11 protein-coding genes and 1 pseudogene are annotated in these 20,215 nt (G+C 63.4%); 10 read left to right on the forward strand and 2 right to left on the reverse strand.

The annotated features are described in order from the left end of the window. The first annotated feature begins 1 nt into the window (after position 1). The 10 genes from PSEUDOMOFG3G_RS24860 (at position 2) to PSEUDOMOFG3G_RS24905 (ending at position 15,210) form a co-directional block, all read left to right on the forward strand. The gene (locus PSEUDOMOFG3G_RS24860; protein WP_139048772.1) at positions 2–1,321 is read left to right on the forward strand and encodes a DotU family type VI secretion system protein; all 1,320 of its coding nucleotides are present in this window, start codon (positions 2–4) and stop codon (positions 1,319–1,321) included. Further along, positions 1,318–4,818 (forward strand): type VI secretion system membrane subunit TssM, encoded by a 3,501-nt coding sequence (tssM, locus tag PSEUDOMOFG3G_RS24865; protein ID WP_076383102.1) that lies wholly within the window; start codon positions 1,318–1,320, stop codon positions 4,816–4,818. The genes PSEUDOMOFG3G_RS24860 and tssM overlap by 4 nt, the downstream gene beginning before the upstream one ends. Further along, on the forward strand, positions 4,815–5,468 hold the full coding sequence (tagF, locus tag PSEUDOMOFG3G_RS24870) for a type VI secretion system-associated protein TagF (RefSeq protein WP_076383101.1): 654 nt from the start codon (positions 4,815–4,817) through the stop codon (positions 5,466–5,468). The genes tssM and tagF overlap by 4 nt, the downstream gene beginning before the upstream one ends. After that, positions 5,469–6,200, forward strand: coding sequence for a PP2C family serine/threonine-protein phosphatase (locus PSEUDOMOFG3G_RS24875; protein ID WP_139048773.1), 732 nt, complete (start codon positions 5,469–5,471; stop codon positions 6,198–6,200). Further along, a complete protein-coding gene (locus PSEUDOMOFG3G_RS24880; RefSeq protein WP_139048774.1) occupies positions 6,197–9,253 on the forward strand; it encodes a serine/threonine-protein kinase in 3,057 nt (1,018 codons plus the stop codon). The genes PSEUDOMOFG3G_RS24875 and PSEUDOMOFG3G_RS24880 overlap by 4 nt, the downstream gene beginning before the upstream one ends. Continuing rightward, complete coding sequence (locus PSEUDOMOFG3G_RS24885) at positions 9,253–9,969, forward strand: ABC transporter ATP-binding protein (RefSeq protein ID WP_139048778.1); 717 nt, start codon at positions 9,253–9,255, stop codon at positions 9,967–9,969. The genes PSEUDOMOFG3G_RS24880 and PSEUDOMOFG3G_RS24885 overlap by 1 nt, the downstream gene beginning before the upstream one ends. Beyond that, positions 9,969–11,165 carry an FtsX-like permease family protein gene (locus PSEUDOMOFG3G_RS24890; protein WP_139048775.1) on the forward strand — a complete coding sequence of 399 codons (1,197 nt, stop codon included), beginning with the start codon at positions 9,969–9,971 and terminating at the stop codon, positions 11,163–11,165. Before PSEUDOMOFG3G_RS24885 ends, PSEUDOMOFG3G_RS24890 begins: the two co-directional genes overlap by 1 nt. Beyond that, positions 11,158–12,885: an SUMF1/EgtB/PvdO family nonheme iron enzyme gene (locus PSEUDOMOFG3G_RS24895; protein ID WP_139048776.1), complete on the forward strand. Its 1,728-nt coding sequence runs from the start codon at positions 11,158–11,160 to the stop codon at positions 12,883–12,885. Before PSEUDOMOFG3G_RS24890 ends, PSEUDOMOFG3G_RS24895 begins: the two co-directional genes overlap by 8 nt. Before the next feature lie 85 nt (positions 12,886–12,970). Beyond that, positions 12,971–13,900, forward strand: coding sequence for a type VI secretion system-associated lipoprotein TagQ (gene tagQ, locus PSEUDOMOFG3G_RS24900; protein WP_139048777.1), 930 nt, complete (start codon positions 12,971–12,973; stop codon positions 13,898–13,900). Positions 13,901–14,850: 950 nt separating this feature from the next. Then, positions 14,851–15,210, forward strand: coding sequence for a DUF6124 family protein (locus PSEUDOMOFG3G_RS24905; RefSeq protein WP_047230544.1), 360 nt, complete (start codon positions 14,851–14,853; stop codon positions 15,208–15,210). A 284-nt stretch (positions 15,211–15,494) separates the two neighbouring features. Here PSEUDOMOFG3G_RS24905 and PSEUDOMOFG3G_RS24910 read toward each other — a convergent pair whose 3' ends face one another. Both PSEUDOMOFG3G_RS24910 and PSEUDOMOFG3G_RS24915 read right to left on the reverse strand, forming a co-directional pair. Next, positions 15,495–15,833: a hypothetical protein gene (locus PSEUDOMOFG3G_RS24910; RefSeq protein ID WP_047230543.1), complete on the reverse strand. Its 339-nt coding sequence runs from the start codon at positions 15,831–15,833 to the stop codon at positions 15,495–15,497. Between the two features lie 139 nt (positions 15,834–15,972). Continuing rightward, positions 15,973–20,215, reverse strand: a pseudogene (locus tag PSEUDOMOFG3G_RS24915) (LapA family giant adhesin); the annotation flags it as partial.

Raw genomic sequence — 20,215 nt, forward strand, 5'->3', positions numbered from 1 at the left:
GATGGGCAACGACGATCGTACTCAGTTCATGCCGACGCCCGGTGGCCGTGGCGCCGACCCATTCCGCCCGGACTCTGGCCGTCCGGACCCTGGTCGTCCACAGCCGGCGCCCGCACCGCTGTCGATGCCGGCCGCCCCGGTCCTGACCGGTAAGGCCCAAGGCCTCAACCCGCTGGAAAGCGCGGCCGGTCCGCTGCTGGCGCTGTTGACGCGCCTGCGCAACACCATTGCCCATCCGGCTCCGGCCAGCCTGCGGGCGCAGCTGTTGGCGTACCTGCGTCAATTCGAGGAGCGCGCCGAAGCCGCCGGCGTGGTGCGCAATGACGTGCTGCTGGCTCGTTACGCCCTGTGCACCGCCCTGGATGAAGCCGTGTTGAGTACCCCCTGGGGCGGCACCAGCGACTGGGGCAAACAGAGCCTGCTGATCACCGTGCACAACGAAGCCTGGGGCGGCGAGAAGGTGTTCCAGCTTCTGGAGCATTGCCTGCAAAGCCCACGGGAGCGCTTGTACCTGCTGGAGCTTCTGTACCTGTGCATGTGCCTGGGTTTCGAAGGGCGCTACCGGGTGATGAACGACGGGCGCAGCCAACTGGAAGCCTTGCGCGAGCGCACCAGCGCGGTGATCCGCAGCGCCCGTGGCGACTACGAACGTGAGCTGTCGCCGCACTGGCGCGGCGTTACCGTGGCCCGGGATCGGCTGGCGCAATTCATGCCGCCGTGGATCGCCGTGGCCATCGGCGCGGCCTTGTTGCTGGCGCTGCTGTTCGGTCTGCGCATGAAACTGGCTTCCGATGCCGAGCCGGTGTTCAAGAACATCCATGCCCTGGGAGAAATCCCGGTGCAGGCCATCGACCGCCCCGTGGTGCAGCCCAAAGTGATCGAACGACCACGCCTGGCCGGTTTCCTGGCCGATGAAATCCGGGCCGGTCGGGTCGCGGTGGAAGATGCCGTGGATCGCTCGGTGGTGACCATCCGTGGCGATGAACTGTTCGCCTCGGGCAGCGCCAGCATCTCCGATGATCTGGAGCCGCTGATGCTGCGCATCGCCGATGCCATTCGCAAGGTCAAGGGCCAGGTCCTGGTGACCGGCCACAGCGACAATCGCCCGATTGCCACCCTCAGGTTCCCATCCAACTGGGCGTTGTCCGAAGCGCGGGCCAAGTCGGTGCTGCAAATCCTTTCGGCCAAGACCGGCCAGGCCGAGCGCTTCAGCGCCGAAGGCCGCAGCGACACCGAGCCGTTGGCTTCCAACGCCACCGCAGAGGGGCGTGCGCGCAATCGTCGGGTTGAAATCACAGTATTGGCGGAGGGGGTCGAGTGAAGGCGTTTTTCAGTTTTATGATCCGCTGGGTCATCCCGCTGCTGGGGCTGATCGCCCTGAGCTTGATCATCTGGTTCGTCGGCCCGTTGCTGGACTGGCTGGTGCCCGAAGGTCGTCGTTGGGCGTTGATCATCCTGGTGTTTGCGGTGTGGATCGCCTATCGGGTGTTTCGCATCATCCAGGCGCGCCGGCAGGCCGCCGAAGTCATGCGCAGCCTGGCCGCGCAAACCCCACCCGACCCTACCAGCATCGCGACGGCCGAAGAACTCGAAACCCTGCGCCAGCGCATGGACGAAGCCTTGGCGCTGTTGAAGAAAGCCAAGCTGGGTGGGGACGAGCGCCGCAACCTCTACGAACTGCCGTGGTACGTGATCATCGGCCCGCCGGGTTCGGGCAAGACCACTGCGCTGGTCAACTCCGGGCTGCATTTCCCGTTGGCCGCGCAACTGGGCGCCGGCGCGGTACGCGGCGTGGGCGGCACGCGCAACTGCGATTGGTGGTTTACCGACCAGGCGGTGCTGCTCGACACCGCTGGCCGCTACACCACTCAGGACAGTGACGCGACCGTCGACAAGGCCGCGTGGCTGGGCTTTCTCGGGCTGCTGAAAAAACAACGCGCCCGTCGCCCGATTGACGGTGCGTTCATTGCCATCAGTCTGTCGGACCTGCTGCTGGGCAGCGACGCCGAGCGCGCGGCTCATGCTGCGGCGATTCGCTTGCGCATCCAGGAGTTGTACACCCAACTGGGCGTACGCTTCCCGATCTACCTGATGCTGACCAAGCTCGACCTGGTCCCCGGGTTCATGGAGTTCTTCGACAGCCTGAGCAAGGAAGAGCGCGCCCAGGTCTGGGGCATGACCTTCGCCCTGGACGATGGCAAGAGCAACGACAGCCCGTTGGCGCATCTGCAAAGCGAATTCGCCGGCCTTGAGCAGCGCCTCAACGACCGCCTGGTGGAACGCTTGCAGCAAGAGCGCGACCCGGCGCGGCGGGACTTGATCTACGGTTTCCCGCAGCAGTTCGGCGCGCTGAAAGATTGTCTGCAAAGTTTCCTCGAAGGCGTGTTCAAACCCAATGCCTTCGAAGAGCGTGTGCTGCTGCGCGGGGTGTATTTCACCAGCGGCACCCAGGAAGGCAGCCCGATCGATCGCTTGATCGGTTCCATGGCCCAGAGCATGAATCTGGACCGTCAGCACCTGGCACGCCAGACCGGCACCGGGCGCAGTTACTTCATCGAAAAACTCTTCACCGCCGTGGCGTTCGCCGAGCGTGGGTTGGTGGGCGTCGATCCCAAGGTCGAGCGTCGGCGCAAGTGGATCGCCCGGGGCGTATTGGCCTCGACCGTGGCTTTGGTGCTGGTGGTTTCGACGTTGTGGTGGATCAGCTATCGGGCCAACCAGGCGTACATCACCCAGGTCGATCAGAAAGTCGCGCCGCTGGGTCAGGCCGTGCAGAGCCTCAGTCCGGCACAACGCGATGTCCTCGCCGTATTGCCATTGCTCAACGCCGTGAAGCACCTGGCCGACGACGCGCCCGATTGGGCCGAGGGCCTGGGTCTGTATCAAGGCGACATGCTCGAAGCCGAGTCCGGCAGTGTCTATCGCAAGCTGCTGATCGCCGTGTTCGCGCCACGCTTGCTGACGCGTATCGAAGAGCAACTGCACAGCGGCGGCAGTTCGGATTTCCTCTATGAAGGATTGAAGGCCTACCTGATGCTCGCTGACAACGAGCACTACGATGCCGACTTCATCAAGGCCTGGGTTGCTCTGGATTGGGACCGCAGCCTGCCGCGTGACCTGCCGGCCGATCAACGTCTGGCCCTGGGCGAGCATTTGCAGGCGCTGTTCGAGCGTCGTCCGCCCACCGCCCGCCTGGACCCGCGCTTGATCGAAGACCTGCGCCGGCAGTTGCAGCAACTGCCCGTGGCCCAGCGCGTCTATGACCGGGTCAAGCGCCAGAAACTGCCCGAGGGCATCGCCGATTTTCGCCTCAACGAAGCCGCCGGGCGCGACGCTGCGCTGGTGTTCAGCCGCAAGAGCGGCAAACCCTTGGGCGAGCCACTGAGCGGGTTCTTCACGGTCAAGGGCTACCGCCAGGGCTTTTTGCTCACCAGCCTGAACCAGGCTGGAACGCTGGCTGAAGAGCAATGGGTGTTGGGGCGCGACGAGGCCGGGCAGCAGGACGTCGCCAGCCTGGCCGCCGAAGTGCGCCGCCTGTATTTCCAGGACTATCAGCGCCAATGGGACGCCTTGCTGGCCGACATCGACTTTGTGCCGATCACCAGCGTGGCTCAGGCCGCCGATGTCTTGCGGGTTCTGTCCGGGCCAAGTTCGCCGTTGAAAAAACTGCTGGTGGCGGTGGCGAAAGAGACCGACCTACAGCAGGAGGAACGCTTGCTGGCGGCCCAAGGCGAGCAGGTCGAAGGCGGTGTGGACAAGCTCAAGGAGCGCCTGGGCAGCTTGCTCGGCCAGGAGCAGGCGGCACAAAACGCACCCCAGGCCAGCGTTGACCCGGTCACTGCGCATTTCGCCGAGCTCAACAGCATCGTCAGCAAAAACGAAGGCGAACCGGCGGCTATCGATGGCCTGCTCGCCGACATGAATGCCTTGTACGTGCAGGTCAGCGCCATGGTCGGCGCCAGCGGCGACGCCCTGCTCGGCGAAGCCAAGAACCAGGCCCAGGCTGCTGCCACAAGGGTCAGCCTCAACGCCGAACGCCAGCCGCCGCTGGTGCAAGGCCTGGTCAAATCGGTGGTCAACTCCACCACCAACAGCATGATGGGCGGGGTGCGCAATCAACTGAACGCCGCCTGGACCAGCGAAGTGGTGAACATCTACCGCCAGTCCCTGGCCGGTCGTTATCCCATGTCGCCGGGCAGTGCGCGGGACGCAACCCTGGACGACTTCGGTCAGTTCTTCGGCGTCGGCGGGGTGATGGACAACTACTTCCGCAAATACCTGCAGCCCTACGTCGACACCTCGACTCCGGCCTGGCGCTGGCAGCCGGGTGCGGCACAGAAGCTCGGTATCGCCCCTGGCGTGCTGCAAACCTTCCAGCGTGCGGCCACCATCCGCGATGCGTTTTTCCGTTCCGGCGGCACCCAGCCGATGGTGCGCTTCGAGCTCAAGCCGGTGGCGATGGACTCGACCATCACCCAGTTTTTGCTCGACCTCGACGGCCAGCAACTGAGCTACGACCACGGCCCGAGTCGTCCGACCGCCATGCAGTGGCCCAACCCCGGCAGCATCGGCGTGGTACGGATCTCGATCCTGCCGCCCTCGGCCAATGGGCGCTCCGGTATCACTCTGGACGGCCCGTGGGCTTGGTTCCGCCTGTTGGAACAATCGGACCTGACCGCCGGCAACTCGCCAGACCGCTTCAACCTGCGGCTGCGGGTCGACGGCGCCAGCGCCTCTTACGAGCTGCGGGCCAACAGTGCCTTCAACCCGTTCAAGAGCCGCGTGCTCAGCGGCTTCAGCCTGCCGGAGCGTCTATGAGTACAGCGGGCTTCTATGGAAAGTTGGCCAGCCGCGGGGACTTCGTCAGCCGGGGCTTGCCCCAGAGTTTTATCGGCCCGTGGGATTCGTGGCTGGCGGCGGGATTGCTCGCCAGCCAGACCGGCCTGGGCGAGCGTTGGCTGGATGCCTATCTGGTCAGCCCGCTGTGGCGCTTCATGGTCGCGCCCGGGGTCTGTGGGCCCGACGCCGCCGTGGGCGTGGTGATGCCGAGTATCGATCGGGTCGGCCGCTATTTTCCGCTGACCGTCGCGGTGTTGCTGGAGCCCGACGCGGACCCGGCGTCCGTGGTGGGCGGTGCGGACGAGTGGTTTGAGCGGGTGGAGAACCTGTTGCTGAGCACGTTGAGTGTGGAGGCCAGTTTCGAGGCGTTCAACGAACAGTTGGAGACCCTCGGCAGCCCTATGTACCTGCCGCGCACGCCGAGCAGCCGCTTTGCCAGCCTGCATCGCTTCGATGCCACCGACCCGCAGCGGCGCATGAGCGCCCTGGCCGAAGCGGCCTGCGAAGGCGTGAGCGTGTGGTGGGGCCAGGGTTCGGAACGTATCGCGCCCGGTCTGATGCGCTGCCAGGGTTTGCCGGCCGCCGCTGATTTTGCGCAATTTTTGCTCGGCCAAGAAGGTGTTGTGTAGATGCGTCCAAGTGCTGGGAAAGCCTTCAAGTCTGCAAGCAAGAGCCATGTCGGCATGGTTCGCCAGGTCAACGAAGACGCGTGCCTGGAACTGCCGGAAAACGGCCTGTGGGTGGTCGCCGATGGCATGGGTGGGCACGCGGCGGGCGACTACGTCAGCAGCCTGATCGTCGACAGCCTGCGCGGCATTGCCGCGGGCCGCTCGCTGGACGAATACGTCGCCGCGCTGCACAGCGACTTGCTGCGGGTCAACGCCGCCGTGCGTGAAGAAACCGCCAACCGTGGCGTGACCATGATGGGCAGCACTGTGGTGGTGCTGGTTACGCGGGACCTGCGCGGCATGTGCCTGTGGGCCGGTGACAGTCGTTTGTATCGCCTGCGCGACGGCAAGCTCGACAGCATCTCCCGCGATCACAGCTACGTCCAGGACCTGCAGGACAGTGGCCTGCTCAGCGAGGCCGAAGCCCGGGTGCATCCACGGGCCAACATCGTCACCCGTGCCATCGGGGTCGAGGCGCAACTGAATCTGGCGATGGTCGAGCTGCTGCTGGTGCCCGGCGACAGTTACCTGCTGTGCAGCGACGGGCTGACCAAGACCGTCGAGGACGATGAAATCCGTGAAGTCCTGAACCACGATGATCCCGGCGAGATCGCCAGTAGCCTGGTGTCCCTGGGCCTGATGCGTGGCGCGCCGGACAACATCACCGTGGTTGTCGTGAAGGTGCCGTCATGAGCTTGACCTTGAACATTGTCATCCCTGGCTACGACATCGAAGGGCCGATCGGTGAAGGCGCGATGGCCAGCGTCTACCTGGCGACCCAGCGTTCCCTGGAGCGCAAGGTGGCGTTGAAAGTCATGGCGGCCGCGTTGGCTGCCGACCCGACGTTCTGCGAGCGCTTCCTGCGCGAAGGCAAGACCCTGGCGCGTCTGTCCCACCCGCACACGGTCACCATCCATGACATCGGCAACGTCGGTGAGCTGTATTACATGGCGATGGAATACCTGCCCAACGGCACGCTCAAGGAGCGCATCGCCGCCGGCCTGTCGCCGGAGCAGGGCCTGATCTACATCCGCCAGATTGCCTCGGCCCTGGGCTACGCCCATGGCTTGGGTCTGGTGCACCGTGACGTCAAGCCGGCCAACATCCTGTTCCGCGCTGACGGTACGGCGGTGCTCTCGGACTTCGGCATCGCCAAGTCCCTGGACGACCGCACCCAATTCACCCAGGCCGGTTTCGCCGTCGGCACGCCCAGCTACATGAGCCCGGAACAGGCCCGTGGGCAAGACATCGACGGTCGGGCCGACCTGTATGCCCTGGGCGTGGTGCTCTACGAAATCCTTGTCGGCAAACTGCCGTATACCGGCAACGACGCGCTGTCCACGGCCCTGGCGCACTTGACCGAACCGCTGCCGGAGTTGCCGGTGCATCACGGTCATTACCAGGACGTACTGCGCAAACTGCTGGCCAAAGACCCGGCGGAGCGTTTCCCGGATGCAGCGGCTCTCTTGCGGGCGCTGGACAATCTGCCTGAGGAATCGGCGCAAGCGACGCTGATCCGGCCGTTGCCGCTGCCCGTATCGACGCCACCGAGCGGCGCTGACCTGGCTGGATTGACTCCGGTGTCCATCGATATTCCGACAGGGCCGGCACAGCCGCAATCCCAGCCCAAGCCAACCCCGCCGCCGGTGAACCCGACTCAACGCCCTAGCGTTTCGTCGCAGCCCAAGACTCCGCTGTTCGCCCTGGCCGCCGTTGCGGTGGCCGTTGCGCTGGCGTTGGGGGGTGGGGCTTATTGGTGGCTGTCGGGCGATGGTGGAGAAGCCACGAAGCCGCCGATTGTCTCGACGCCGCCGGTAAATCCACCGCCGGTGAAAACTCCAGATGTGCCCCCGGCAAAACCGCCTGTGGCAACGCAGGCCGATGGCGGCCAGCGTCCATTGTTGATGGCTGGCAAGAAAACCCTGTTCCAGCGAGTGCTGAGCAAACCGGGCGCCAAGCTCACTGAAGAAGCGGGCGCTGCGCCGGGCAAGGCGTTGCCGGCGTTTTCCGTGCTCTACGTGTATGAGCGCAAAGACCTCGATGGCAGCCCCTGGTTGCGGGTCGGCGCGGCCACGGACGGGCGCAGCGACGGTTGGTTGCCGGCCACGCAGGTCAGCGACTGGAAGCAAAGCCTGGTGCTCAAGTTCACCGAGCGTTCCGGTCGTGCGCCGGTAATGTTCCTGCGCCAGCCCGGCGAAGTGGAAAAGCTGCTGGCCGACCCTTCAGCGGCCAGGAATGTCTTGCTCAAGGCCCAGCAGAACCGAGAAGACAATCAGCAAGTGCTGGCCCTGGAACCGGCCGCCAGCGCTGTGCCGCAGAATCAGTTCTATCTGTTGCCGATCTTCGATTCCCGCGAAAGCTTCGACGAGACCGGCCAGCCGGTGCAGTTGCTGAACGTGGCGTCCATCGACCCTGGCAATACGCCGAGGGCTACCACCAACACGCCGATCAGCACCGCCAACGCCAACGCCGACGCGTTCCGTACCGCAGTGGTGCTGGTGGTGGACACCACTGTGTCGATGCAACCCTACATCGATCAGGTTCGCGACGTGGTCCACGAACTGCAAAGCCGCATCGCCGAGCGTGGCGAGCTGGACAGTGTCAGCTTCGGCATGGTGGGTTTTCGCAGCAGCACCCAGAAAACCCCCGGCCTGGAATACGTCGCCAAGACCCTGATCACCTTGGAGCAGGGCCGCGACCCGCAACGCTTCATGGAGATGGCGCGACAGGTCAAGGCGTCCACGGTGTCGAGTCATTCGTTCAACGAGGATGCGTTTGCCGGCGTCATGGAGGCGGTGGAGGGCATGGACTGGTCCGGTTATGGCGGGCGCTTGATTCTGTTGGTCACCGACGCTGGCGCCCTGCGCAAGAACGATCCGTTTGCCGCCACGCAAATGAACGAAGCCGAAGTGCGGCAGGCGGCGCTGGGTAAACAGATCAAGATCTACGCCCTCCACCTGCTCAGCGACGCTGGCAAGAAAACCCACGGCGGTGCGCAGAGCCAATATCGCACCCTGACCGCCGACGCCAACCCGCAGATCGGTGACCTGTACATTCCGGTGCCGGGCGCCGATGTGCGCAAGTTGGGTGAGCGCGTCGACGAGATCGGCTCGGTGTTCGCCGACCTGGTGCACCAGGTGCGCAGCAACAAACCGCAAAGCGTGCCGCAGTTGGGCGCGGCGCCGAGCCTGAGCGATAAATCGGCGGCGGTGGGCTACGCGATGCACATGGACTTTTTGGGGCGCAAATCCGCCAGCCAGGCCCCGCAATTGGTCAGCGCCTGGACCGCCGACCGTGACCTGACCAACCCGGCGCTGCCGGCGTTCCAGGTGTGCGTGATGCTGACCAAACTGCAACTCAACGACTTGCAGCAGTCGCTGAAGCTGATCGTCGATGCGGCGCGCAAGACCCAGACTTCGCCCAAGGATTTCTTCCAGGAAATCGCCAGCGCCAGTGCCTACATGAGCCGCGATCCTTCGGCGTTGCGCAAGGGCGGCAACCTGGCTGACGGTGGGATTCTCGGTGAGTACCTCGAAGGGCTGCCGTACCGCAGCAAGTCGCTGAACATGACCCAGGATTTGTGGCTGTCCCTGAGCGTGGCCGAGCAGGAAGATTTCATCGACGAGCTGGATTCGAAAATCCGCCTCTACGAGACCTTCCACAACGATCTGGCCAACTGGGTGCGGTTCGGCGATGCCGAGCCGGGCGATGCCCTGTACCGCGTTCCATTGTCGACGCTGCCGTGATGCTGAATATGAGCGCCGTACACAAAAGCCGGGGCGTCGGCAGCCAGCGCTACAGCCTGGTGATTCCACGGCTGCAATTGCGTGCCGGCGAACAACTGGCGGTGGTCGGCCCCAGCGGTTGCGGCAAGAGCACTTTGCTGGATCTGCTGGCCTTGGTGCTGGCGCCGGATCAGGCCGGGCAGTTTGACTTCACACCGGCCAACACGCCGTTGGACATCGCCGCGCTGTGGCGTGCGGGGCAGCAGGGCGCCTTGGCGGACCTGCGCAGCCGGCATTTGGGTTATGTGCTGCAAACCGGTGGTTTGCTGGGTTTTCTGGACGTGCGCGGCAACATCGAGTTGTCGCGCAAACTGCTTGGCATGGCGGATGACGGCAGCGTCACGCGCCTGGTCGGTCAACTGGACATCGCCGACCAACTGGGCAAGAAGCCGGCGGATTTGTCCGTCGGCCAGCGCCAGCGGGTCAGTTGCGCCCGCGCCTTGGCGCATGGGCCGCGCCTGTTGCTGGCGGATGAACCCACCGCAGCCCTCGACCCACTGAACGCTGAGCGGGTCATGCAGTTGCTGGTGGCCCAGGCCCGCGATCACGGTGTGTGTTGTGTGGTCGCCACCCACGATGAGTCACTGGCCCGCGCCAGCGGTTTGCAGGTGCGGCGCATCAGTTGTCGTCGCGACGCCGATGGTGGTGTCACCGCAACCCTTGGGGAGGCTTGCTGATGCGCGGCGCGCTGGTGGCTTCCCTGGCTTGGCAGGATTACCGCAACGATGCCTGGCTGTCGGCCTGTTCGGTGCTGGCGCTGGTGGCGGTGGTCGCGCCGTTGCTGGTGTTGTTCGGCCTGAAATTCGGTCTGGTCAGCAGCCTCACCGAGCGCCTCGAGAATGACCCGGCTACCCGGGAAATCATCCCGCTGGGCGGCGGCCGGTTCAGCGCTGAGTTCGTCGAGCAATTGGGCCGGCGCAACGACGTGGCGTTTGCCCTGGCCCGCACGCGGCAGATTGCGGCCACTGCGGATTTGAGCCGCGAGGCTGAGCCCGTCACCGTCGAGATGATCCCCACGGCGGCCAATGATCCTTTGTTTGAGCGCCTGCCGGTGCCGCAAGGGCTGGATCAAGTGGTGCTCAGCCACACCGCCGCCGAAAAGCTCGGCGCCAGGGCCGGTGATTGGCTGCAGGCCAGTTTCGCTCGGCAGGTGGCCGGTCGTAGCGAGGCGCAGCGCACGCGCGTGCAGGTGTTGCACGTACTGCCGCTGCAAGCCTTTGCCCGGGATGGTTTGTTCGCGCCGCTGGCGCTGCTGGAAGCGGCCGAGGATTACCGCGACGGTCGCGCCGTGCCCGCATTCGGCTGGCCGGGCGACGCGGTGGGACAGAGCGCGCAGCGGGTCTACCCGGCGTTTCGCCTGTACGCCCGCAGCCTGGGTGATGTGGAGCCGCTGCGCGAGTATTTCGCGGCGCAGAACCTGCTGGTGTCCACCCAGGCCCAGACCATCGCACAGGTGCAATCGCTGAGCCGCAACCTGTCGATCGTGTTCTGGATCATCGCTGGGTTGGCGTTGGCGGGAGCGTTCGCGGCGATTTTTGCCGGTGCCCTGGCGGCGGTCGAGCGTAAGCGCCGGGAACTGTCGGTGTTGCGCCTGCTGGGGGTTTCTACGGCGGCGCTGTTGTTGTTCGTGGTGTTGCAGGCGCTCTACAGCGCCGCACTGGCGGCCTTGTTGAGTGCCGGGCTGTATGGCCTGGCGCAGTCGGGCCTCAATTATTTATTTGCGCAGTTGCCGGGCGAGTACGCCAGCCATCTGTTGCCGCGTCACTACACCTTGGCCCTGGTGGCCGTGCTCGGCGTCAGCGCCGTGGCGGCGGCCTGTGGTGGCTGGCGGGTGGCGCGCATCCAGGCGTGTGAAGGAATTCGCGATGTATAAGTTATTGGGCGCCGCCGTGGCGCTGAGCCTGGCCGGTTTAACCTGGGCCGACGAAAGCACCGACAAACTGGACAACCCCAAACCGCTGCCCGGTGACGTCAGCCTGCCGCTGCCGTGCGAAGGGCAAATGGTGTTCCGTTACGTCTACATCCTCGCCCAAGGCACCCTGGATGATCGGGAGATCAGCCTTGGCTACCCGTTCAGCGAGGGCGAGGCCGGCTATAAGCAGTCGTTCATTTCCGGTTATCGTCGGGACTTCATCAACGGCCAGTTCACCCTCAAGGACCTGCCCAAGGACTGGAACAAAACCATCGCGCCGTTGATGCCCAAGGCTGACGCCAAGACCCCGCTCAAACCGATGCTGTACTTCATCGGCAAATACGAGGTCACCGCTCGCCAATACGCCCAGGTCATGGCCCAGGCGCAGTCGTTGGCTAGCGGCGAACCCGCGCCGGCCTGCGAGACCCTCAAAACCGAGCTGCCCCAAGGCATGGCCGGGCGTTTGCCCAAGGTGAAACTGTCCAAGTTCGAGGCCGAACGTTTTGCGGCGGTGTATAGCGCCTGGCTGATGAAATACCACAAGGATCTGCTGCCGGTGAGCGGTCGCGGCAGCTCCGCCGAGGACGGTGGGCTGGGCTTCGTGCGTTTGCCCACCGAAGTCGAGTGGGAATTCGCCGCCCGTGGCGGGCAAGCCGTCAGCCGCCAGGACCTGGAGGGGCGCTTGTTTCCCCGACGTCTGGAAGGCAGTGAAAGCGACGGGCCACTGGCCGACTGGGCGGTGTTCAATCAGGTCGCTGGCGGCACCGGCCAGGCGGCGCGGCTGATGCCCGTCGGGATCAAACTGCCGAACCCCATCGGTTTGTTCGACGTGATCGGCAACGCCGCCGAGATGGTTCAGGAGTCCTTCCAACTGGTGCATGCCGGTCGCCGCCAGGGCGCCTACGGTGGCTTCGTGGTCAAGGGCGGTAACTACCTGGAAGGCGAAGGCACGCTGTTCACGGGGATGCGCCGTGAGTATCCGTTGTTCGCCGCCGACGGCACCGAGCAAAGCAACGAAACCACCGGGTTCCGCGTGGCGGTCGGGGCGTTGTTGGCGCCGCGTTCGCGTTACAAAGAGCTGTTCGCCCAATGGGAGAAGGAAGGCCGCCTCGCATCCCTGACCGATGCTATCGATGAAGCTGAAGACCCGACCAAGCGCCTGGACAGCATCATCGCCGCCAGTGTCGACCCACGCCTGCAGGCCGAGCTGGGGCTGGTCAACGAAGAGCTCAAGCGCAACGTCTCGCTCATCGCCCAGCAGCGCGAGGAAGCGGCAGGCAACCTGATCCAGTCGGCGGCTCTGGTGGTCGAGACCATCAATAACTACAACATTCGCCTGACCAATTTGCAGAACAGTCGCCAGCAGGCCTTGGACGCCAAGGACGAGGCCAGCGCCAAGCTGTTCGCCACGGCCATCAACAACGGCCGCAGCGCGCTCGAGGGTGCCGTGGCGATTTACATCGACAACCTGGCCACCGGCACGCGTTACACCGATGCCGTGATCCAGGCGCAGTTTCAACGCATCAAGGAGGAATTGGAGCGCAAGCCGGTGCTGGGCAAGAGCCTGGTGGCGCGCGCAACGTTATTCGTTCGCCATGTCGGTCAGTATCGTCAGCAAAAACGAGCCGACCCGGCGGCGATATTGAAGGAACTGCTCGCATCGAGCAGTCAGCGGTCTTGATCGTTGATTGTCAGCGAGCTTGGAAGGGACTCAGACGGCGGTGGGCCGTGCTGAGCTGGTCAACACTTAAAAAGAGAACACAATCATGCTTTTCTCCCGTAAACCTTTTGCTTCGGTTTCCAAGCGTCACCTGCTGATGGCCGCTGTCGGCTTCAGCACCGTACTGACCGGCTGCGCTACGTCGCCGACTTCCAAGGTCGCGTCGAGCACCAAGGTCGAGTACTACCCTAACTGCTACGAGCCGGTGCAGCACTTGCGCTCCACCGAGGGGAACATGACCAAATCGGTACTCACCGGCGCAGCCGTCGGTGCGGTTGGTGGTGCCCTGTTGGGTGCGCTGACCGATTCGGAAAACCGTGGCCGCAACGCCGCCATCGGTGCCGCCGGTGGTGCCTTGGCCGGTGGCGCAACCGGTTACTACACCGAGCGTCAGAAGCAGATCGCCGATGACAACCAGCGCATCGCCTCCTACGCCGCTGACGTCAACAAAAGCGCCGCCGATATCGATCGCAGCACCGCGTACGCCAAGGCTTCGCAGCAGTGCTACCAGAGCGCGTTCACCAAGCTGGTGGCCGACCGCAAGGCCAAGACCGTCAACGAAACTGAAGGCCGCAAGCGCCTGGCAGAAATCGTCTCCGGCCTGAAAGAGTCCAACGACCTGATCGTCGCGGTCAACGGCAAAGCCGCCGAAGACCTGAATAACTACACCCAGGCCTATGAAAAAGATCTGCAACAAGTGGGTGTGCAGCGTACTGACGTGGTGACCGTGGCGACCGCCGAAACCAAGCCGGTTGTGGCTTCGACCAAGACCAAAAAAGCGGTGAAACCGGCGAAAAAACCGGTGTTGCCAACCGTGCCGAAAGAAGCGGTAACCACCGAGAAAACCCTGCAGACCGCCAAGGCCAAGCAGGATGAAAGCAAGCAGGTCGCCAGCGCCGGCACCAGCCAGGTCAACAGCATGTGCAAAAACCCGGACCTGGGTGACTGGGCACCGGTGCCTTGCCCGAATGTTTGATTGACTGTTGCTGATCATTCCCTCGAGGGAGTGATCAGCGCACAGAAACCTGTGGGAGGGAGCCTGCTCGCGATAGCGGTGGTTCAGTTGACATCAATGTTGACTGATACGCCGCCATCGCGAGCAGGCTCGCTCCCACATTTGTTTTGTGTTGGCTGGAATATCCGCGACAACCTTTAATCCTCTGTGGGAGCAAAGCTTGCTCGCGATGAGGCCGACACGTCCAACATCTTCATCAACTGAACCACCGCCATCGCGAGCAAGCTTTGCTCCCACAGGATGAAGGCGGTCATCAAAAAACAGGTCGGCTGTCAGGCCGCCTCGCCAAGCTTTTGATCTGGGACGCCCCGTTAACCACGCTGGCCGAACGCAGGCATTGTGTAGGGGGCACCTCGGCATGGATGCCGAGGTAGCCGCGCTGGGCCATGGATGGCCCTTCGCGGCGGGCCCCCGGAGCAATGCCTTCGTTCGGGCACACCGAGCCTAAGCGAGGTGCCGAGTGGTGGGGCAAAAGCGCTTTGGTTACTTTCGCCTGGGCCGGCTTCCGGATTTTCGAAAGTGACCCGCTGTAAGAGCGGAACCGCCAGTAGCCGTTACCGCAGAAACGGATATACACCCCCTCTAAAAGTCAGGTCCTAGGAGATTTCCTTCGAGTTGTGGCGAACTTGGTGAACTTGTCCGGCGTCTGCCCCGTGGCTAGTCTGGGTTTGTCACTGAAAAAACGGTGACACCGGCGTGCAAGCCGGTTAGAAAGACGCCCAACAATATCACCAGCCACTTATCGTGCATTCGTGCTCATGTTTTATGGCAGCTGTGTGCGGGAGACCTTCGGGTCTGCCGAGGTTTTTGGGCGTTGTCTTACTCGGTCTTGCACACTCGCACATAGCTGCCACCCTTCATCGCGTGCAAGCGAGCCAGGGCGGCTCTGAATTGAATAGGAAGCCCAAACCATGTTCAAAGCTACGCCTAACCCTCCACAGCCCTCATCCAAATCCCGAGTCGAAACCCTGCAAGCAAAAAAACTCGACGAAGCCGCCGAGCGCGCTCTCGACTACTATCTCAAACCCAAACCCGTCGACGAGGCCCAAGCAGGCCAGCTCTTCATCGTATCCCCGAACATCGACACCGAAACCCTACTGGCCAATGCCTCCGAAGACCTGCTGTCCATCAGCGCCATCGCCGCCGACCTGGCTGATGACGTCGACGGCTCGCGCCGCAGCGTGATCCTGGCGATCAGCCGAATGGCCGACGGGGTGCATTTGTTGGTGGAGCGGGCGATGGATCGGCTTGAGGTTCAAACGTCGAACTGACAGGCCTGTGGCGGATTGAAGATGGCCATCGCGAGCAGGCTCGCTCCCACAAGAGATCTGTTGGCGAATGGAAAATTGCGCCCTGACACAAATCCAATTGGGAGCGGGCTTGCTCGCGAAGGCGTCGGCACATCCAACATCATCGCAAACTGACCCACCGCTTTCGCGAGCAAGCCCACTCCCACATAAGAACTGCGTGACGGCAACATCTGCGACTTACCCCATCCCCCTGTGGGAGCGAGCCTGCTCGCGATGAGGGCAGCCCCGACACCGATGAACCAGGCTTAGATCAACCCTTTCTCATCATCATCGATCAACCGGCTCAACCCGCCCAAGGCTTCCCGGGCCTGGTTGCGGTCCATCAGCTTGGCCTGGGCTGCGGGGGGCAGGTCGGTGACGCGGATGACGCCTTTGCTGGTCAGCACCTGGATCAAGTCGTCGAGTACCCGGATCATTTCCAGGTCGCTCTGCTTGAGCTGCTTGAGGCTGTTTTCTACCGCCTGGTTGGCGAACCAGTCCTGGATTTCGTGGCTGTCGGCCGGCAGGGTTTCGGTGGCCTCCGCATAAGCGGTGGCTTCCACGCGCACCAGCAGGCCTTGTGCATCGCGTTGCACATAAAACATCGGGCATCCCTCATGTATGAAGCGGCGTCATGCTGGGCAGCATAGGCCAACTGTGCGCGAGTATGGAGGGTGGCGACAAAATCGTCATCCTGGATGCAGCCCGGTACGACCGCCCCTAAGGGCGGCCGTTAAGCCACGGTCAGCTGTTGTTGTGATCGACCTTGATGGTCGGATCACTGCCGGCGATCAACGAGTTCAGGTTGATGTTCGACCAGTTGTTACCTTCCAGCTTGATCGTCACATCAGGGGTGGCCGCTGCGGCGTCGCCCGCGTTGAACTTGCCGGAGGTGCTGACCTGCAGCGACGACACGCCATCGACCGTGCTGATCTTCAGGAAGTTGTCGATGGTGCTGCCGGTTTCGCCCTGCAACAGATCCCGCAGGTCGATCCGGTCACCTTCGCTGGCCTTGAAGTCCTTGATCACGTCGGTGCCGGTGTCGCCGGACTTCCAGACAAAGGTGTCGCCACCCAGACCACCGATCAGGGTGTCGTTGCCCTGGCCGCCGATCAGCGTGTCGTTGCCTTTGCCGCCGAGCAGGATGTCATTGCCCTTGCCGCCGTTGAGCAGGTCGTTGCCGCCCTGGCCGAAGATGATGTCATTACCGGCACCGCCCAGCAGTGTGTCATTGCCATCGTTGGCACCGGACACATCGAAAGCGTTGTAGTGCTCGGTGATGTACTGGTGCACGTTGCTGGTGGTGACTTTGCTGACTTCCACACCGCTCTGCTGGGCCACGAAGGCCTGAATGGACTGATAACCTTCGCCGGCGATGCCATTGAAGCTCACCAGGTCGCCGAACAGGATGTCATTGCCGTCTGCCCCGTTGACTGTGTCAGCGCCCGGCAGGGTCGCTTCGGTGTGTCCGATGATGGAGTCGGCCAGGTTCTTGGGATCGATGTTGGTCTGCGGAGTCTTGTCCGAGTCGTAGTCCTTCAGGTCATCCAGCGTCACGCCTTTGTTCAGGCCGATGGCTTCCACGCCAGACACCGAACTCAACAGCGCGAAAGCGCTCAGGGAGTTGCTGGTGGTGGTCGAGCTGGTGCTGCTGCCAGTGCCGTCGCGGTACGACAACTCGTAGGTACCATCACCTTGGGCGCGCAGAGTGCCCAGCTCCTCACTGCTCCAGTAACCGCCCCAGGACTTGTGCCAGGACTGCAGCGTGACGTTGCCGTCCGTGTCGACCTGGATGCGATGCTTGCTGTCCAGGTCGGCGCTGAACGTCTGGCCCAGCTTGTAGTTGGCTGTCGTGATGAGGCTGTCGAGCTTCACGTCGCCATACAAGGTCGGGTTCGTCTGCTCGCCGGACTGGTAGTAGGTCGGCTGGCCGTCGGTGATGAAGTACGTCAGGTTGGTCGCGCCGGTGTTGCTCAGCGCTTCGCTGCTCTTGAACCAGTTGGCCGTGGTCTTGAACACGTCCTCGTAGTTGGTGCCGCCGCCGGACACCATCGAGTCCAGCACGCTTTTGAGCAGCACGAGGGCGTTCGGATCATTGAGGTTGACCGATACGGTTTTATTCACCTGGCTGTCGAAGTCCGCCAGGAAGATGTTCACCGTCCCGGAGTTGCCGCCCATGCTCTGTTTGAGGGTGTTGAACACCGACGTCAACGAGTCCTTGGCGGCTGTGACGGACGATGCGCTCATGCTGCCGGAGCTGTCGACCATGAAGGCGATGTTGTAGTTGACGCCCGGCACGACGGTCAGCCCGCCGATGTCGGCGACCACAATGTCGTTGCCGTCGGTGCCGGTGACGTTGTCACTGCCAGAGGTGGCGGTGGCGGAGGTGTAGACCGCCGGATGAACCGTGACCGGAATCTGCGCCGTGGTGGTTGCCGAGCCGCCGAGGGCTTCGGTTGAAGTCGAGGTTACGGTCAGGTTGAACTGGCCGTTGTAGTAGGTCGGTGGCGTCAGGGTCAGGCTGCCCAGATTCCAGCCGGTGACCGAGGCCTCGCCATTGCTGCCCACGGTCGCCGTGTGGCCGGCACCGTCGCTCAGCACGCTGCCTTCCGGGATCCCGCCGATTTTCACGCTCAGGCTTTCGGAGCCGTCGGTATCGGTCAGCGCCGTGGTGATCTTCGACAGGTTCACACTGCCGCCTTCGGCGCCTTCGTTGAGCTTGAAGCCGTCGTAGTAGCCTTCACCATTGGTGCCGTGCAGGTCCGAAACAGTCACGCCCGCATTCACCAGATCAGCCACGCCGGTGTACAGCGGCACGCCGGCACTGCTCAGGTCGGTCGGGGTGCTGCCGTTGACCGACAGGTTCACGTCATAGCTGCCCGGGCCGGTCTGGTTGTGGTGGTAGATGTCCAGGGTGTAGTAGCCGCTGGTGGTCGGGGTGAACGAGCCATTGAGCTTGCCGCCCGCTCCCCAGGTGATGCCCGCGACATCCTTGCCACCGATGGTCACCAACAGGCTGTCATCGCCGGTACCGCTGAAGGTGTAGGTCTTGCCAGCTTCGAGGAAAATCAGGCCCGAGGTTTTCGACGCGGTGCCCGGATTCACGTTGCTGTCGGACTGCACGTTGTTCACGGTGGTGCTGCTGTTGGGGGTTCCGGCGGCATCGATCACCGACTTCAGCGTACCGGACGGCGCGCCGCTGCCATCGGTGCCCAGGCCCGACAGACCGGTCCAGACTTCCTTGACCAGACCAGTGGAGGTCACGGCGTTCCCGGCTACGTTGAGGGTTGGTGCGTCAGCGACCGGCGTGATGTCGATCTTCACGGTGCCGGTAGTGCCCAGCGCCTGACCGTCGGTTGGCTGGAACTTGATCTGCGCGTAATCGGATTTCTGATCGCCCACGCCGTTCGCGTTGCCGTTGGCGCCGGACTCATGGGTATCCGGTGTGAAGCGCAGTTTGCCGGCGTCGATGTCGGCCTTGGTGAAGGTCTGGTTGTTGGCCACGTCCTTCCACGTTGCACCGTCCAGATACTGCAACTTGCCGTCAGCGGGCAGTCCGGTGATTTTTACCCCAAGGCTGGATGCCGAACTGTCCACATCGCTGACACCAAAGGTCGACCAGCCAAGAATCAACGAGGTGTCTTCGGTACCGGTTACCGCGCCACCGGTTGCGACCGGCGCATCGTTGACCCCGACCACGTTCACGGTGGTGGTGGCCGTGTTGGAGTAGTTTGTGCCGTCGGTCACCGTCACGGTGATGATGCGCGGCACGGTGCTCGGGTCGTCGCTGCTGTTGGTGAAGCTGATGTTCTTGATTTGCTGCATGTAGTCGGCCAGCGTCGCATTGCCCGACAGGGTCAGGGTGACCGTGCCGTTGGTGCTGTTGGCGTTGATGCTGATGCCGTTGACGCTGTTACCCAGGTTCAGCGCATCGCCGGGCTGACGGTTGGTCAGCACGATGGTGGCGCCGGTCAGCATCGTGCTGTCCGGGTCGGTGATTTTCAGGTCGGTGTCGCCGATGGACACGCCCGGACCGGTGGTGCCTTCGGTGAAGGTCACCTGGTAATCGGCGCCGGTCTTGCCGCTGGAGTTGTTGGCATCCAGGTCCAGTACCGGCGGTGCATCGTTGTCGATGATCGAGGTACTGACGCTGCCGTTGGTGCCGCTGACGGCCAGGTTTTCGAAGTTGCCGCCGGTGGCCGAGTCGATCTTGACCACGAAGTTTTCGGTACCTTCGGTGATCTTGTCGTCCAGCGTCGCCACGTTGAAAGTGGCGCTGGTGGCATTGGCCGGAATCTTCACGGTGTAGACGCCGGTGAAGTCCGTACCGTCGGCGGCGGTACCGCTGTAGACGATCTTGAGCGTCACTTCGGTTTGCGCCGGGTTCGTCAGGCTGACGGTGTACGTCGCGGCCTGGCCTTCGGTGACCGAGGTGCTGCCGGTGATGCTGACGATGGTGTTGTCGACAGTGTCGGTCACGTCGGTGACAGCTGGGGTGGTGCTCGGGACGAGGTTCTCGAAGTTGCCACCGGTGGCGTTGTCGATGCTGACTTCGACTTTGCCGGCGTCTTTGTAGACGTCGTCTTTTGGCGCTGCGACGGTGACGGTGCCAGTGGTGGCGCCGGCAGCGATGTTGATTACGGCGCCATTGCTCAGGGTCACGGTGACCGGAGTGCCAGCGGCGTTGGTCAGGGTTGCGGTGTAGGTGATTTGACCACCTTCGGCAACCGAATCGGTAGCGCTCAGGCTCAGGCCGGTCGAGTCCTGCACATCGGTAACGGTGGTGTCCGCTGGAGTGGCATCGATGTCCAGTTTTTCGTAGTTGCCGCCCTGGGCGTCGTCGATTTTGACGCTCAGGTTGTCGCCGCCGGCAAGGGCGTCGTTCTGGGTAACGAAATTGATCGAACCGCTGCTCGAACCGACCGGGATGGTGATGCTCTGGCCGTTCGACAGGGTGATTACCAGCGGAGCGCCGGTGACCGGAGCG

The organism is Pseudomonas sp. FG-3G (genome assembly GCF_901007645.1).
Lineage (GTDB): Bacteria > Pseudomonadota > Gammaproteobacteria > Pseudomonadales > Pseudomonadaceae > Aquipseudomonas > Aquipseudomonas rhizophila.

Coding starts and splice junctions, on each gene's coding strand:
- PSEUDOMOFG3G_RS24895 (WP_139048776.1), top strand. CDS start 11,158: ATGTATAAGTTATTGGGCGCCGCCGTGGCGCTGAGCCTGGCCGGTTTA.
- PSEUDOMOFG3G_RS24905 (WP_047230544.1), top strand. CDS start 14,851: ATGTTCAAAGCTACGCCTAACCCTCCACAGCCCTCATCCAAATCCCGA.
- PSEUDOMOFG3G_RS24860 (WP_139048772.1), top strand. CDS start 2: ATGGGCAACGACGATCGTACTCAGTTCATGCCGACGCCCGGTGGCCGT.
- tagQ (WP_139048777.1), top strand. CDS start 12,971: ATGCTTTTCTCCCGTAAACCTTTTGCTTCGGTTTCCAAGCGTCACCTG.
- PSEUDOMOFG3G_RS24910 (WP_047230543.1), bottom strand. CDS start 15,833: ATGTTTTATGTGCAACGCGATGCACAAGGCCTGCTGGTGCGCGTGGAA.
- PSEUDOMOFG3G_RS24890 (WP_139048775.1), top strand. CDS start 9,969: ATGCGCGGCGCGCTGGTGGCTTCCCTGGCTTGGCAGGATTACCGCAAC.
- tagF (WP_076383101.1), top strand. CDS start 4,815: ATGAGTACAGCGGGCTTCTATGGAAAGTTGGCCAGCCGCGGGGACTTC.
- PSEUDOMOFG3G_RS24875 (WP_139048773.1), top strand. CDS start 5,469: ATGCGTCCAAGTGCTGGGAAAGCCTTCAAGTCTGCAAGCAAGAGCCAT.
- PSEUDOMOFG3G_RS24885 (WP_139048778.1), top strand. CDS start 9,253: ATGCTGAATATGAGCGCCGTACACAAAAGCCGGGGCGTCGGCAGCCAG.
- PSEUDOMOFG3G_RS24880 (WP_139048774.1), top strand. CDS start 6,197: ATGAGCTTGACCTTGAACATTGTCATCCCTGGCTACGACATCGAAGGG.